Genomic DNA, 14217 nt, shown 5'->3' on the forward strand with positions numbered 1-14217 from the left:
GTACCCGTGCTGGGGGGGGGGGGTGGCGAGCCCCCCCACCGCGGCGGGGCGGCACGCGGGGGGGCGCGAGGTCGCCCCCGACGCCCTGGCGCCGGCGCCGGCGCCGCGGCACGAGACCTCGCTCGAGGACGCGATCGCCCGCATCGCTGAGCTTGCCCGCGACCCGCGGGTGCGCACGGTGGGGGAGACCGGGCTCGACTTCTTCCGCGCGGGTGTGCGGGGCCGGGAGGTGCAGCGGGAGTCGTTCCGCGCCCACATCGCGCTCGCCAAGGAGCTGGGTCTGCCGATGCAGATCCACGACCGCGACGCGCACGCCGAGGTGCTCGAGGTGCTCGCCGCCGACGGCGCCCCCGAGGTCACGGTGTTCCACTGCTTCTCCGGTGACGCCGAGATGGCGGCCGAGTGTGCGCGCCTGGGCTACTACCTCTCGTTCGCCGGACCGGTGACGTTCGGGAGCGCCGACGTGGTGCGCGAGGCCGCTGCCGTGGTGCCCGCTTCGCGGCTGCTGGTCGAGACCGACGCGCCCTACCTCACCCCGGCCCCGCACCGCGGCGCCCCGAACGCGCCCTACCTGCTGCCGCTCACCGTGCGTCGCCTGGCCGAGGTCCGCGATGAGGAGCTCGAGCCGCTCTGCCAGCAGCTGCACGAGAACACGACGAGGATCTACGGGCCCTGGTGAGGCCCGCGGTCCCGGCTGCGGGCGCCGGGAGGCATGTGGAGGAGATGTGAAGGCGACGAGCCCTCGACTTCCCGGATGATCACGAATCGGTTACGGTGCCCTATCGGCCTTGTTGGCCGCCCAGTCCCTGTCCCAGACCGAAGGACACCCCCTCCAGTGCCCTCCGACAACGGGAGCGCAGCGAGCGTGCGCTCCGAGAGCCGTCGTAGTCACCGTGCGGACACGCCCGCGAGCGCGTCGATTCCTCGACCCCTGCGCTTCGCGCTCGGTGCGGGTGCGCTGGCCGTGGTGCTCGTGGGATCGCTCTCGTTCGCGAACGCCAGCAGCAACAACGATGCCGACGGCGGCGGCGCGGGCACGTCCGGCGGGCTCGCCGATGTCTCGGGTCGTGACGACGTGTGGGCGCAGGTCTCCCGCAACGATGGCTACCGCGAGCCACTGCTGCTCGAAGCAGGCGACCCGGTGACGTTCGTGGTGACCGTCGATGGCGAGACCGTCGAGCTCACCGGGTCCACCAGCCAGATCCTCGCCGACACGCTCATCGACGCCGGCATCGTGGTCGACCTCGACGACGTGGTCTCCGCGCCGATGGGTGAGGCACCTGCGGAGGGCGCGGAGATCGCCGTCGAGCGCGTCGGCACCCGGATCGAGACCGAGGTCGAGACGCTCCCGTTCGAGACGGTCGAGCAGCGCACCTCCCGCCTGCCCACCGGCACCACTCAGGTGCAGACCGAGGGCGTCGAGGGGTCCCGCGTCACCACGATCCAGGCGACCTATGCCGACGGCGAGGTCACCCAGCGCACCGAGCTCAACACGGTCGTGGCCTCCCAGCCGGTCGACAAGGTCGTCCTGGTGGGCACCGGATCGGTCTCGACCACGACGTCGTCCGGCTCGTCGGGTTCCTCCGGCTCGTCCAGCTCCTCCGGAGGCAGCAGCAGCTCCATGCCCACGTACTCGGGCGGCAACCCGCGCTCGATCGCGCAGTCGATGCTCTCCGCCTACGGCTGGGGCTCGGACCAGTGGAGCTGCCTCGACCGCCTCTGGCAGCGCGAGAGCAACTGGAACCCGTACGCGCAGAACCCGAGTTCGGGTGCGTACGGCATCCCGCAGTCGCTTCCGGGCTCCAAGATGGCCACAGCCGGGTCCGACTGGCAGACGAACCCCGCCACCCAGATCAAGTGGGGGTTGGGCTATATCCAGGGCCGTTATGGCAGCCCGTGTGGCGCCTGGGCGCACAGCCAGTCCGTGGGCTGGTACTGAGCGGGTCGGAGCACACAGGACCTTCACGCGGGCGGTGACCTCACTCACCAGCACTTGGCGGAAGGTCACGATTCGGTTACGGTGGCCAGCGGCCATGAGCCCCCGTGCGCCCCGGGTCAGACCGACCCTGACGTGGCGCCCCGCAGCGAGACCGTACCGACGTCTCGCGTGATCGCATCAGGACCCCTCCGTGACAACACCTGACCACGACGAGAACCCGCCCGAGCAGACCGAGGTGCTGGACGCCGTCGAGCACCCCGACGAGCCCGACTCGACCAGCACGGGCGAGCCCGACGAGACGGCCGCCGCGCCGGGACGTCGCAAGCGCGGCAAGCTGCTGGCTGTGGGCATCGCCGCACTGCTCGTGCTCGGCGGCACCGCGTCGGCTGTCGCTGCGGCGCACAAGACTGTCGACGTGGACGTCGACGGCGAGACGATCAGCGTGTCCACCTTCTCCGGTTCCGTGGCCGGGCTGCTGGCCGACGAGGGCATCACGCTGGGCGAGCACGACCTCGTGGTGCCGGGCGTCGACGAGCCACTCACCGACGGTTCCGAGGTCGTGGTCCGCTACGCCGAGCAGATCCAGGTCACGCTCGACGGCGCACCGGTGAACTTGTGGACCGTGGGCGACACCACCGCGCAGGCCCTCACCGATCTCGCGGCGAGTGGCCGCACCGCCACCGTGACCGCGTCCCGCAGCGAGGGTCGCCTCGCGCTCGACCTGCCCCTCGTGCAGGACGGCCCGGTGATCTTCGAGGTCGACGGCGACTCCCGCACCGTGGACATCGAGGGCGTCGCCGACCTCGGGACCGCGCTGCTGCGTGCCGAGATCGAGGTCGGGGACTCCGACCGCGTGAGCATCTCGACCGCCGACGACGGTACCCCCGTGGTCACGATCACCCGGATCGCGACCGAGGAGAACTCCCGCACCGAGTCGATCGACTTCGAGACCGTGGAGCGCAGCACCGACGACCTGTACGAGGACCAGTCCCGGGTGGTCTCCGAGGGCTCCGAGGGTGAGCGCACCTACACCTACGTGGAGTACAAGGTCGACGGCAAGGTGGTCTCCAGTCGCCTCGTCAGCACCGAGGTCACCACGGAGCCCGAGGACCGCGTGGTCGAGTACGGCACCGCCGAGCGTCCGGCCCCCGAGCCCACGTCGAGCGGTTCCGGCAGCTCCGGCGGCTCCGGCTCCGGTTCCGGCGGCTCCAGCGGTGGCAGCAGCTCCGTGGGCAGCGACGTCTGGGCCGCTCTCGCCCAGTGCGAGTCCGGCGGCAACCCGACCACGAACACCGGCAACGGCTACTACGGCCTCTACCAGTTCTCGCTGTCCACCTGGCAGGCGGTGGGCGGTTCCGGCCTGCCGTCGGAGGCCAGTGCGGCTGAGCAGACCGAGCGCGCGAAGATCCTGCAGGCGCGCGCGGGCTGGGGCCAGTGGCCCGCCTGCTCCGCCAAGCTCGGCCTGCGCTGACGCCGGGCTGAGCCTCGGTCTCGGCGTCCGTGCCGCCCGCACGCGCCACCTGTGGCAGGCTCGCGGCGTGACCCTGAGCGAGCCGCCAACCCCTGACGCGGGGTTGCTGACCCCGTCGGACGTGCGCGCGTTGGCGGCGCGGCTGGACGTACGGCCCACCAAGGCTCTCGGTCAGAACTTCGTGGTCGACGGCGGGACGATCCGTCGGATCGTTCGCGTGGCTGAGGTCTCGGCCGAGGACCGGGTGCTGGAGGTGGGCCCCGGACTCGGCTCCCTCACGCTGGGTCTGCTGGCCACCGGAGCGCACGTGGTCGCGGTCGAGATCGACGACCGGCTCGCCGCGGCGCTGCCCGGCACGGTCGCGGCGGCGGCTCCCGATGCGGCGGCGCGACTGCAGGTGGTGCACGCCGATGCCATGACGATCGCCGCCGATGACGCCACGATCGGCGCACCGACCACGCTGGTGGCGAACCTGCCCTACAACGTGGCTGTGCCGGTGCTGCTGCACGCCCTCGTGACGCTCCCGTCGCTGCGCAGCGCGCTCGTGATGGTGCAGGCCGAGGTGGCCGACCGGCTCGCCGCGCCGCCGGGTTCCCGCACCTACGGGGTGCCCTCGGCCAAGGCCGCCTGGTACGCCCACGCCGCCCGAGCCGGAAGCGTGGGCCGCTCGGTGTTCTGGCCGATCCCGAACGTCGACTCCGCCCTGGTGCGCCTGGTGAGGCGAGAGCCGCCCAGCACGAGCGCCACGCGCGAGGCGACCTTCGCCGTCGTCGACGCGGCGTTCGCGCAGCGGCGCAAGACGCTGCGCGCAGCCCTGACCGGGTGGGCAGGATCCGCCGAACGGGCCGAGGCGGCGCTGCGCGCTGCGGGTGTGGACCCCAGCCTGCGAGGCGAGCGCCTCGACATCACCCAGTTCGCCGCGATTGCCGAACAGGGGGACGTGCGCGCATGAGTGCACCGGCGAGCGTGCACGTCCGGGCGCCCGGAAAGATCAACCTCGCGCTCAAGGTCGGGTCGGTGCGTGAGGATGGCTACCACCCGCTGGCCACCGTGTTCCAGGCCGTGAGCCTGTACGAGGACGTGGTCGCCGAGCCGGCCGACGAGATCTCCCTCTCCGTGACCGGCCGGTCCGCCGACAACGTGCCCACCGACTCCTCGAACCTCGCGTGGCGCGCGGCCCGGCTGCTCGCGGAGGCGACCGGGACCGACAAGGGGGTCCACCTGCGCGTGACCAAGGGCGTGCCCACCGCCGGAGGCATGGGCGGCGGTTCCGCCGACGCCGCCGCCGCTCTTCTTGCTTGCGACCTGCTGTGGGACACCGGACTGGCGCGCGAGGAGCTGGGCGAGCTCGCCGCCGAACTCGGGGCCGACGTCCCGTTCGCGCTCACCGGCCAGACGGCGGTGGGCACCGGCCGCGGCGACGCACTCACGCCGGCGCTGGCTCGTGGCCGGTTCACCTGGGTCCTCGCGCTGTCCGAGACCGGCCTGTCCACCCCACGCGTGTTCGAGGCGTGGGACGCCCAGAACCCCGGCTCCACTGCCACGCCCGAGGTCGACCCCGCCCTCATGCACGCGCTCGTCCAGGGCGATCCGCACGAGCTTGCCCGCCACCTTGACAACGACCTGCAACCGGCCGCGATCCATCTCCGCCCCGACCTGCAGCATGTCCTGGACGCCTTCGATCAGACCCCCGCGCTCGCGGCGATCGTCTCGGGCAGCGGCCCCACCGTGGTCGCGCTCGCCGCCGGCCCGGGTGATGCCGCGGAGATCGCCGATGCCGTCACGGCCGCAGGCGTGGCCGACGAGACCCTCGTGGTCACCGGACCTGCCCTCGGTGCCCGGCTGGTCGAACCCGTGCGCGCGGAGACCGACTGAGGTCGGAGACCGACTGGTCAGTCGCCGTCGAACGGGCGCAGCAGGTCGCGGAGCGCGGTGGTGAGAACCGCGGGCTCGCCCTTGTCGAGCGCAGCGAGCAGGGCGCTCTCACGGTCGAGCAGGTCGGCCATCGCGGCGTCGACCGCCGCGACGCCCGGATCGGTCAGCCGCACGACCACCACCCGGCGGTCGCCCGGGTGTCCGTGCCGTTCCACGAGCCCCGCCGCCACCAGCCGATCCACCCGGTTGGTCATCGTCCCCGAGGACACGAGCGTCTGCGACATCAGCACGCCGGGCGTGAGCTCGTACGGTGCCCCGGCCCGCCGCAGCGCGGACAGCACGTCGAACGACCAGGGCTCCAGCCCGCGGGCCGCGAATGCCGCACGGCGTGCCAGCTCCAGGTGCCGCGCGAGCCGGGAGATCCGCGAGAACACGTGCAGCGGGGCGGGATCGAGATCGGGGCGCTCGCGCCGCCAGGCGTCGACGATCCTGTCGACCTCGTCCTCCATGGTCCCCGAGGGTACGGGACGGCACCCCCTTGGCAGACGTCGCCGGCCGTTGCATGGTGGAGACATGGTTATCCACAGCGACGCGTTCTACGACGGCGACCAACAGACCGGGGTCCTGCTTCGTGACTCCCGCGAAGGTCAGCTCGCCACGTTCATCTGCTTCCTTCTCGACGGCGGAGCGATCTATCGGGCGGAGCAGGTCACCGACCTGGGAGCCGCCTCGAGCGACTGGGCCGGGTACCGGTTCGCGGAGGCGCTGAGCGGGGTGGTCACCTTGGGTGTCCGCGATGAGCGGGGTGTGAGCGTGGACGGGGTGCTGCTCGACCAGGATGCGGTGCCGTCCTACCTCGGGTGGCGGATCCTGGTGGACCTGGCGAGCTCGGGCGGCGATCGCGCCGCGTTCCGCCAGTTCGACGAGCACGGAGACCGGGAGATTCACGACGCCGAGTTCGTGGGCCGCGGAGTCGAGGCGGTCGACATCCCCGGGCTCGCGCTGGAGGCGGCGCACCGGTACGACCTGCTGCTCGATGGGGAGCCCTACACCTCGTTCTGGTGGGACGGCACCCACGTGGTGGCCAGCGACTGGACCGCCGGGTCGATGTCGGTGCGGACCGAGGGGTTCGAGGCCGCGCTCGCTGCGTGCCCGGTCAAGGTTGCCGAGCTCGCGCGGATTTGGGTGGCGGGCCGCTCCTAGGAACGCGCCTGCCAGGTACGGGTGAGCTCGGGCTCCGGCTCGATGCCACGCAGCCCGTTCCAGGCCAGGTTGACCAGGTGTGCGGCGACCTCCGCCTTGTCCGGTGTGCGGGTCTCGAGCCACCACTGCCCGGTGAGGGCGATCATGCCGACGAGCATCTGTGCGTACATCGGCGCGTGCTCGACCGCCAGGCCCTGACGAGTGAACTGGGCGGTGAGGATGTGCTCCACCTGGCTGGCGACATCGCCGATCAGCGAGGAGAACGTGCCGGTGGCCTGTGCCACGGGGGAGTCGCGCACGAGGATCCGGAATCCGTCGGTGTGCTCCTCGATGTAGTCCAGCAGCGCGAATGCCGCGGCCTCGACCGTGACCTTGGGGTGCCCGCGCCGGGATAGTGCGGCGGTGAGGGAGCCCAGCAGCACCTCGACCTCGCGATCGACGATGACCGCGTACAAGCCCTACTTGCCGCCGAAGTGCTCGTACACCACCGGCTTCGACACCTGGGCGCGCGCGGCGATCTCCTCGACGCTGGTGGCGTCGAATCCCTTCTCGGCGAACAGCGAGCGGCCGACCTCGAGCAGTTGCTCGCGCCGCTGCTTGCCCGTCATCCGGGGCCGGCGTGTGGTCTCGCTCACCCGGCCATCATGCCGTAGTCCTTGTCCACGCCGAGATCGCGGTTCTGGGTCGAGATCGCGCGTATGGATCCGCGAGGTCGACCCAGAACAGCGATCTCGGCGTGTGCGGCCGCGTCACGCCGGTGCGGGCGGTACCTGGCACACTGGGACCCTCGGTCCGCCTTGGTGTAACGGCAGCACGCCGGCCTTTGGTGCCGTGCAGTCCAGGTTCGAATCCTGGAGGCGGAGCGGTCTTCGGCAGTGACGGCGCCGGGCTACAGTGGCGCGGTGAGCAGCAACCCCGCAGCCGTCATCGTGCTCGCCGCGGGTGCCGGTACCCGGATGAAGTCCGCCACCCCGAAGGTGCTGCACCGCATCGGCGGCCGCAGCCTCGTCGGACACGTCCTGACGACCGCCCGTGGACTCGCCCCCGATCATCTGGTGACCGTGGTCCGCCACGAACGCGACGCCGTCGTGGCGCACATCGCCGAGCTCGACCCCGAGGCGATCATCGCCGACCAGGACGAGATCCCCGGCACCGGCCGAGCGGTGCAGTGCGCGCTGGAGTCGCTCGACGCAGCGACCTCGGCCCCGGTAGCCGGCGCCATCGTGGTCCTCGCGGGCGACGTGCCGCTCCTCGATGTCGGCACCCTCGCCGCACTGCTCGAGGTGCACCACGCCGATGGCAACGCCGTCACGGCACTGTCCACCGAGGTGGATGATCCCACGGGGTACGGCCGGATCGTCCGCGACGCGGATGGTGCCGTTGCCGCGATCGTGGAGGAGAAGGACGCCACGCCCGAGCAGCGGTCGATCGGCGAGATCAACGCGTCGATCTACGTCTTCGACGCCGTTGCGCTGCGCGACGGGCTCGGATCCGTGGGCCGCGACAACGCGCAGGGCGAGGTGTATCTCACCGACGTGCTCGCGCTGGCCCGAGAGTCCGGCAAGCGGGTCGCCGCTGTGATCGCCGAGGACTCGATCCTCGTCGAGGGCGTCAACGACCGCTCCCAGCTCGCGACGCTGGGCGCCGAGCTCAACCGCCGCATCCTGCAGCGCTGGATGCTCGACGGCGTCACGATCGTCGACCCGGCCACCACCTGGGTGGACGCCGAGGTCGAGCTCGCCCCCGACGTGACGTTGCTGCCCGGCACCCAGCTGCACGGTGCGACCGTGGTCGCCACCGGGGCCGTGATCGGCCCTGACACCACGCTCACCGACGTCGAGGTGGGCGAGAACGCCACGGTGGCGCGCACGCACGGCAGCCTCGCGGTCATCGGACCGCAGGCGTCGGTCGGTCCGTTCTCCTACCTGCGGCCGGGCACGGTGCTCGGCGAGGCGGGCAAGATCGGTGCTTACGTGGAGACCAAGAACGCCGAGATCGGCGCGGGCTCCAAGGTGCCGCACCTGTCCTACATCGGCGATGCCAGGATCGGCGAGCACACCAACATCGGCGCGGCGAGCGTCACGCTGAACTACGACGGCACCCACAAGCACCGCACGACGATCGGCTCCCACGTGAAGATCGGCGGCGACACGATGCTGGTGGCGCCGGTGACCGTGGGCGACGGCGCGTACACGGGTGCCGGCGCGGTGCTCCGACGCGACGTGCCAGCGGGGGCGCTCGCGGTGACCGAGGGCAAGCAGCGCACGATCGAGGGCTGGGTCACCAGCAGGTACCCCGACGGCGCAGCTGCCAAGGCCGCCCTGGCAGCGGGCGAGCAGCCCACCATTGAGTCCGAGGACCGCGCATGACGACAGGCATCACCAACCTCGGCGAGAAGCGGCTGGTGCTCGTGAGCGGGCGGGCCCATCAGCAGCTCGCTCAGGACGTCGCGGCCGAGCTCGGCATCGAGGTGGTGCCCACCACGGCGTACGACTTCGCGAACGGCGAGATCTACGTGCGGTTCGCCGAGAGCGTCCGCGGCGCCGAGGCGTTCGTGCTGCAGTCGCACACGGCACCGATCAACCAGTGGATCATGGAGCAGCTGCTGATGGTCGACGCGCTCAAGCGCGCCTCGGTCAACTCGATCACGGCCGTGCTCCCGTTCTACGGGTATGCGCGGCAGGACAAGAAGCACCGTGGCCGTGAGCCGATCTCGGCCCGCCTGGTCGCTGACATGTTCAAGACCGCGGGCGCGAACCGGCTGATGAGCGTGGACCTGCACGCCGCGCAGACGCAGGGGTTCTTCGATGGTCCGGTCGATCACCTGTGGGCGATGCCGATCCTCGTGGACCACGTGCGCGGACGGGTTGACCTCGACAACGTCACGGTTGTCTCGCCGGATGCCGGCCGCATCCGGGTGGCCGAGCAGTGGGCGGCCAAGCTCGGCGGATGCCCGCTCGCGTTCGTGCACAAGACGCGTGACATCACGCGCCCGAACCAGGCCAAGGCGAACCGCGTGGTCGGTGACGTGGAGGGGCGCGAGTGCGTGCTCGTCGACGACCTCATCGACACCGGCGGCACGATCGCCGAAGCGGTCAAGGTGCTGCTCGCGGAGGGTGCGAGCTCGGTGATCGTGGTCGCGACCCACGGTGTGCTGTCGGATCCCGCGCCCTCCCGGTTGCAGGAGTGCGGCGCGCGCGAGGTGGTCGTCACCGACACGCTCCCGATCCCGCCGGAGAAGCAGTTCCCCAACCTGGTGGTGCTCTCGATCGCTCCGCTGATCGCCCGCGCGATCCGCGAGGTGTTCGACGACGGTTCGGTCACGAGCCTGTTCGACGGGAACTCATAACCCAGGAGAGTGAGCACGATGCGTCGAGCCCAAGGTGTCACCGTGACCGGATCGGCCTCGGTGGAGACCGTGCCCGACATCGTGCTGGCGTCGCTGGGTGTGGACGTACGTTCCACGGATATCTCGACGGCGTTGCGCACCGCCGAGGAGTCTCTCGCCCGGATGCGTGACTCGCTGCTCGAGGGTGGTGTGGACCGTGCGGGTCTGCGTACCAGCAGGAGCACGATCTGGCGCGAGGTTGTGACCGATGGCGCCGGGACGAACACCACGGTCACGCACGTGCGGCTCGGGCTGCAGGTGCGGATGCGCGAGGTGGCGACTGCCGGTGACCTGGTGCACGCGGCGCTCGCGGCGGGTGGCGTCGACGCGACGATGGATTCGATGGACTTCGCGGTCTCCGACACCAGGGAAGCGCTGGTGCAGGCGCGTGATGCGGCGTTCGACGAGGCACGCCGGATCGCGGAGGCGTACGCGGCCCGCGCCGGGCGAGCACTGGGGGAGGTCACCTCGATCACCGAGGGGGCCGTCGGCACCGCCCCTGGACCGATGCCGAAGGTGGCGTTCGCAGCGCCGGCGGGATCGATGCCGGTGGAGCCGGGCCAGACGTCGGTGGACGCCTCCGTGACTGTCACCTGGGAGCTGGCGCCCCGGATCTGAGGGCGGCGTTGCAGTCTGATCTCGCACGCGGCCGTCTCCCTCATGTACCATTTGGTACATGAGGGAATCGATCGCGATCGTCGGTGCCGGCCCGACGGGGTTGACGGCGGCGATCGCCCTGGCCCACCACGGTGTCGAGGCGCGGGTGCTCGAGCGGCGCGACCGCGCGAGTCAGGCGTCCCGCGCACTGGGCCTTCAGGCCCGATCGATGGAGTTGCTGGCCATGCTCGGCGTGGCCGACCGGGTCCAGCAGGTCGCCTACCGGTTGGGCGGCAGCTCGATCATGCGGGGCGACCGGGTCATCGCGGAGCAGCGGTGGATCCCACCCGACAGCCCGTATCCGTACACCTATGTGATTCCTCAGCACGGACTCGAGGTGATGTTGCGTGACCGGCTGGCCGAACTCGGCGGCTCGGTGGAGTGGGGCCGCGCGGTCACCGAGGTGCACGGTGATGCGACCGGCGTCACCCTGGGCACGGCGGACGGTGCGATCCGGGCGCACTGGGTGCTGGGCGCCGACGGCGCGGGCAGTCTGGTGCGGGAGTCCGCGGGCATCGCGTTCGCCGGGGTGAACACCGGCGAGATCTACCACCTCGCCGATGTCCGCCTCGAGGTCGAGCCCAGCCTGAGTGACGGCGCGATGTGGCTGGGTGCCGATGGCCCCCTCATGATGATGCGACTGCCCGACTCGGGCGTGTGGCGCATCTTCGTCGACGTCACGGACGAGGAGGTCGCCGAGGACGAGGCCCCGAACCGAGCCTCGCTGCAGGCGTTGCTGGATCGCCGCGGCATGCTGGGGCTGGAGATCCAGCAGGTCGAATGGTCGTCGGTGTTCCGGAGCCGACTGTGCCTTGCCGATGCCTACCGCGCTGACCGGTTGCTGCTGGCGGGCGACGCTGCGCACATCTTCCCGCCGTTCGGTGGCCAGGGCATGAACCTGGGTATCCAGGATGCGGTGGGACTGGCCTGGCGGCTCGCCCGAGTGGCCGGCGGAGCATCGCCGGCGCTCCTCGACGACTACGCGCGGGAACGCCGTGGTGTCGCCGCAGCGGTGATCCGCGAGGTCGAGGGGCGCCGCCGGATGTTCGCGCTGCGACACCCCGTTGCGCGGACCCTGCGGGACGCGATGCTCCGCCTCGTCAGCACCTCGTCCGTGGCCGCGCGCGCCGCGAGCCGTACCAACTCCCAGATCGACCTGTCCTACCGGAGCGGCCGCGGCCGCGTGCCCACGGTGGGCGACCGAGCTCCCGACGCTGCGTTCGCTGGCGGGACCGTCCATGACCATCTGCGGGCAGACCGGTTCACCCTGCTCCGGTTCGCCGGCGTGGTGCAGCTGCCGATCCCGGAGCCGATCACGGTGCTCGACATCGACGACCAATCCGATCCCGGCGGTCGGGTGCGGCGCCGCTACCGCATGAGCCGCGGCGTGGTCCTCGTGCGCCCGGACGGGCACATCGGCTACCGCGGCACTGACATGAACGCCGTCGCTGGTGCGGTAGCGGCGTCGAGTCGCGCCTACGATCGGCAGTCGTGAGCGCACGAGACGATCTGCTGGCCAAGGTTGTCGCCTGGTTCATGCAGAACGGGGTCGGTGACACGAGTCTGCGCACCGTGGCGGCGGGCGTCGGCAGCAGCCATCGCATGCTGCTGTACCACTTCCGGTCGCGGGAGGACCTGCTGGCCGCCGTCGTCGACGTGACGTGGGCTGCTCAGGCGCGTTACCTCGACGAGATGCTCGACGGCGGTCGCGATCCTGTCGAGGCGGGCCAGTTGCTCTGGAAGCGCCTCGCCGACGAGGCGTCGACGTTCGGCCCGCTGTTCTTCGAGCTGGCTGCCGCAGCGATGCACGGGCACGAGTGGGCGTCGTCACTGCGGACCTGGATCGGGGTCTGGAACGAGCGGCTCACCGACTACTACATGCGCGCCGGTCACGACCGCGAACGCGCCGCGTCGATCGCGCAGACGTCGCTGGCGCTGGCCCGCGGAGTCCTCTTCGAGTTGGCACTGGGCGGAGACCGGGCCCGTGCCGACGCGATCATCGTCGACTTCCTCACGAGCTACGCCGGCCCGCGGCGCTGAGCGAGGTCCGGCCGATCCGTCAGCGTGCGCTGTTCGCGTCTCGCTCCAGCAGCTCCGACAGTGCTCGCGCGAGGGCCGCCGGTTGATCCTGCGGCACCACGGTGTAGCTGTCGTCGATCTCGACGAGCCGGCCCTGCGGCAGCAGCTCCGCGAGCCGCTCACCATGCTCGCGCGGCATGAGTCGGTCCTCGCTCGCCCACACCACGAGCACCGGGATGTCGAGCTCACGCATCGCCTCGGCGAGCCAGCGCCTCTGCGTGCGGGTGGGCGTGGACCCGGCGAACGTGCGCAGGTCGCGCCGGATCGCTGCGTTCAGCCGGACCGGTTCGAACCACCCGTCCATGACGGAGCTCGGCACCGGGTGCTTGAACATCGAGCCCCATCCGCCCGGCGCGCGGCGGAACCAGTCGAACCGCTGCAGGTGTGCCGTCAGCAGCATCGCGCCGGGGATCGCCGCGCTGGCCGCGATCATCTTGCCGGGCATGCCAGGTGGGAAGTTGTCGAACGCCTCGCACGCCACGAGCGCGGCGCGAGTCACACGAGCCGGTCGCTCGGCCAGCAACAGCTGCGCTCCGCCCCAGTCGTTGAGCACGAGCGCGACGTCGTCGAGATCGAGTGCCTCCATGAACTCGCCCACCAGCTCAGCCACCCCGTGGTGGGTCGCCATCTCGGGGCGGCGGAGCGGGAGCCGGTGGCTCCCGAGCGGCAGCGTCGGCCGCACGACGCGCAGACCGGGCGGCAGCAGGGGAAGCACCGGGTCCCAGACCGTGGCATCCATCATGACGCCATGCAGGAGCAGCAGCACGGGCCCGTCTCCGCCGGTGTCCTGGTAGGCGAGGTGCCCGGCTGAGAGCTCAACTGTTCGTATCTCCGAATCCGACGACATGTACCAAATGGTACAACACGGTAAGGGTCGTGGCGTCCGGTATGCTGTCCGGCGTTGCCTCGGCGAGGGACGTCGGACGGCCACCAGGCCGCTGTCCGTGATCGACGTGGCGGAGCGCTTGTGAGGCGCCGTCCGCCCGGCGTCCCGCGTCGAGGAGCACCACGACCTCCTCACGACGAAAGAGCACTCCCATGGCTGACACCAGCACGCTGGCCGCGACCGTCCGCACCGAGTTCGGCAAGGGTGCGGCGCGCCGCACCCGCCGCGCGGGTCTGATCCCCGCCGTCCTCTACGGCCACGGCACCGACCCGATCCACCTCGCGCTCCCCAGCCACGACACGTTCCTCGCGCTCAAGGGCAACGCCAACGCGCTGCTGACGCTGGAGTTCGACGGTCGCACCGAGCTCGCGCTGACCAAGGACGTCCAGCGTGACGCGGTCAAGCGCACGATCGACCACCTCGACCTGGTGATCATCCGGCGCGGCGAGAAGGTCGTCGTCGACATCCCGGTCCACGTGGAGGGCGAGTCCGCTCCGGACACCATCCACACGGTGGAGTCGCAGACGCTGTCGGTGCGTGCCGACGCGCTCAGCATCCCCGAGGGGCTCGTCGCGTCGATCGAGGGTCTCGAGGAGGGCGACGCCGTGCGCGCCTCCGACATCGTGCTGCCCGAGGGCGTCGAGCTCGAGACCGACCCGGAGACCACCGTGGTCGTCATCAGCGTGCCCCGTGCGTCGGCCGAGGACCTCGAGGCCGAC

At 71.2% G+C, this 14217-nt stretch carries 14 protein-coding genes, 1 tRNA gene and 1 pseudogene; 13 read left to right on the forward strand and 3 right to left on the reverse strand.

The window, feature by feature from the left end:
• The first annotated feature begins 22 nt into the window (after positions 1-22).
• The 5 genes from ACOJSN_RS09265 to ACOJSN_RS09285 all read left to right on the forward strand — a co-directional run bounded on the left by ACOJSN_RS09265 (position 23) and on the right by ACOJSN_RS09285 (position 5285).
• Complete coding sequence (locus ACOJSN_RS09265) at positions 23-679, forward strand: TatD family hydrolase (RefSeq protein WP_420112211.1); 657 nt, start codon at positions 23-25, stop codon at positions 677-679.
• Positions 680-835: 156 nt separating this feature from the next.
• Positions 836-1939 (forward strand): G5 domain-containing protein, encoded by a 1104-nt coding sequence (locus ACOJSN_RS09270; protein WP_420112212.1) that lies wholly within the window; start codon positions 836-838, stop codon positions 1937-1939.
• 190 nt (positions 1940-2129) lie between these two features.
• The gene (locus ACOJSN_RS09275) at positions 2130-3410 is read left to right on the forward strand and encodes a transglycosylase family protein (RefSeq protein ID WP_420112213.1); all 1281 of its coding nucleotides are present in this window, start codon (positions 2130-2132) and stop codon (positions 3408-3410) included.
• Between the two features lie 67 nt (positions 3411-3477).
• Positions 3478-4362 carry a 16S rRNA (adenine(1518)-N(6)/adenine(1519)-N(6))-dimethyltransferase RsmA gene (rsmA, locus tag ACOJSN_RS09280; protein ID WP_420112214.1) on the forward strand — a complete coding sequence of 295 codons (885 nt, stop codon included), beginning with the start codon at positions 3478-3480 and terminating at the stop codon, positions 4360-4362.
• Positions 4359-5285, forward strand: a complete 927-nt coding sequence (locus tag ACOJSN_RS09285; RefSeq protein ID WP_420112215.1) for a 4-(cytidine 5'-diphospho)-2-C-methyl-D-erythritol kinase — start codon at positions 4359-4361, stop codon at positions 5283-5285. The genes rsmA and ACOJSN_RS09285 overlap by 4 nt, the downstream gene beginning before the upstream one ends.
• 17 nt (positions 5286-5302) lie before the next feature.
• Here ACOJSN_RS09285 and ACOJSN_RS09290 read toward each other — a convergent pair whose 3' ends face one another.
• Positions 5303-5794, reverse strand: coding sequence for a MarR family winged helix-turn-helix transcriptional regulator (locus ACOJSN_RS09290; protein WP_420112216.1), 492 nt, complete (start codon positions 5792-5794; stop codon positions 5303-5305).
• Positions 5795-5858: 64 nt separating this feature from the next.
• On the opposite strand from ACOJSN_RS09290, the gene ACOJSN_RS09295 reads away from it, so the two are divergent.
• A complete protein-coding gene (locus ACOJSN_RS09295) occupies positions 5859-6488 on the forward strand; it encodes a hypothetical protein (RefSeq protein WP_420112217.1) in 630 nt (209 codons plus the stop codon).
• Here ACOJSN_RS09295 and ACOJSN_RS09300 read toward each other — a convergent pair.
• Positions 6485-7096, reverse strand: a pseudogene (locus tag ACOJSN_RS09300) (TetR family transcriptional regulator). The gene ACOJSN_RS09295 and the pseudogene ACOJSN_RS09300 overlap by 4 nt on opposite strands.
• A 183-nt stretch (positions 7097-7279) precedes the next feature.
• On the opposite strand from ACOJSN_RS09300, the gene ACOJSN_RS09305 reads away from it, so the two are divergent.
• The 6 genes from ACOJSN_RS09305 (at position 7280) to ACOJSN_RS09330 (ending at position 12573) form a co-directional block, all read left to right on the forward strand.
• A tRNA-Gln gene (locus ACOJSN_RS09305) sits at positions 7280-7351 on the forward strand.
• 39 nt (positions 7352-7390) lie between these two features.
• Positions 7391-8857: a bifunctional UDP-N-acetylglucosamine diphosphorylase/glucosamine-1-phosphate N-acetyltransferase GlmU gene (gene glmU, locus ACOJSN_RS09310; protein WP_420112218.1), complete on the forward strand. Its 1467-nt coding sequence runs from the start codon at positions 7391-7393 to the stop codon at positions 8855-8857.
• Complete coding sequence (locus ACOJSN_RS09315) at positions 8854-9837, forward strand: ribose-phosphate diphosphokinase (RefSeq protein WP_420112219.1); 984 nt, start codon at positions 8854-8856, stop codon at positions 9835-9837. The genes glmU and ACOJSN_RS09315 overlap by 4 nt, the downstream gene beginning before the upstream one ends.
• A gap of 42 nt (positions 9838-9879) precedes the next feature.
• Positions 9880-10494: an SIMPL domain-containing protein gene (locus tag ACOJSN_RS09320; RefSeq protein ID WP_420112220.1), complete on the forward strand. Its 615-nt coding sequence runs from the start codon at positions 9880-9882 to the stop codon at positions 10492-10494.
• Between the two features lie 58 nt (positions 10495-10552).
• Entirely contained in the window at positions 10553-12028 is a 1476-nt protein-coding gene (locus tag ACOJSN_RS09325; RefSeq protein WP_420112221.1) for an FAD-dependent monooxygenase, read from the forward strand.
• Entirely contained in the window at positions 12025-12573 is a 549-nt protein-coding gene (locus tag ACOJSN_RS09330; protein WP_420112222.1) for a TetR/AcrR family transcriptional regulator, read from the forward strand. The genes ACOJSN_RS09325 and ACOJSN_RS09330 overlap by 4 nt, the downstream gene beginning before the upstream one ends.
• 19 nt (positions 12574-12592) lie before the next feature.
• Here the strand turns inward: ACOJSN_RS09330 and ACOJSN_RS09335 are convergent, their stop codons facing one another.
• Positions 12593-13459, reverse strand: a complete 867-nt coding sequence (locus ACOJSN_RS09335; protein WP_420112223.1) for an alpha/beta fold hydrolase — start codon at positions 13457-13459, stop codon at positions 12593-12595.
• Between the two features lie 191 nt (positions 13460-13650).
• On the opposite strand from ACOJSN_RS09335, the gene ACOJSN_RS09340 reads away from it, so the two are divergent.
• Positions 13651-14217, forward strand: a 567-nt coding sequence (locus ACOJSN_RS09340) for a 50S ribosomal protein L25/general stress protein Ctc (protein ID WP_420112224.1), incomplete at its 3' end; no start/stop codon positions are given.

The organism is Pseudactinotalea sp., assembly GCF_048594945.1.
Classification (GTDB): domain Bacteria; phylum Actinomycetota; class Actinomycetes; order Actinomycetales; family Beutenbergiaceae; genus Pseudactinotalea.

Coding starts and splice junctions, on each gene's coding strand:
- ACOJSN_RS09285 (WP_420112215.1), top strand. CDS start 4,359: ATGAGTGCACCGGCGAGCGTGCACGTCCGGGCGCCCGGAAAGATCAAC.
- ACOJSN_RS09290 (WP_420112216.1), bottom strand. CDS start 5,794: ATGGAGGACGAGGTCGACAGGATCGTCGACGCCTGGCGGCGCGAGCGC.
- ACOJSN_RS09295 (WP_420112217.1), top strand. CDS start 5,859: ATGGTTATCCACAGCGACGCGTTCTACGACGGCGACCAACAGACCGGG.
- ACOJSN_RS09315 (WP_420112219.1), top strand. CDS start 8,854: ATGACGACAGGCATCACCAACCTCGGCGAGAAGCGGCTGGTGCTCGTG.
- ACOJSN_RS09325 (WP_420112221.1), top strand. CDS start 10,553: ATGAGGGAATCGATCGCGATCGTCGGTGCCGGCCCGACGGGGTTGACG.
- ACOJSN_RS09335 (WP_420112223.1), bottom strand. CDS start 13,459: ATGTCGTCGGATTCGGAGATACGAACAGTTGAGCTCTCAGCCGGGCAC.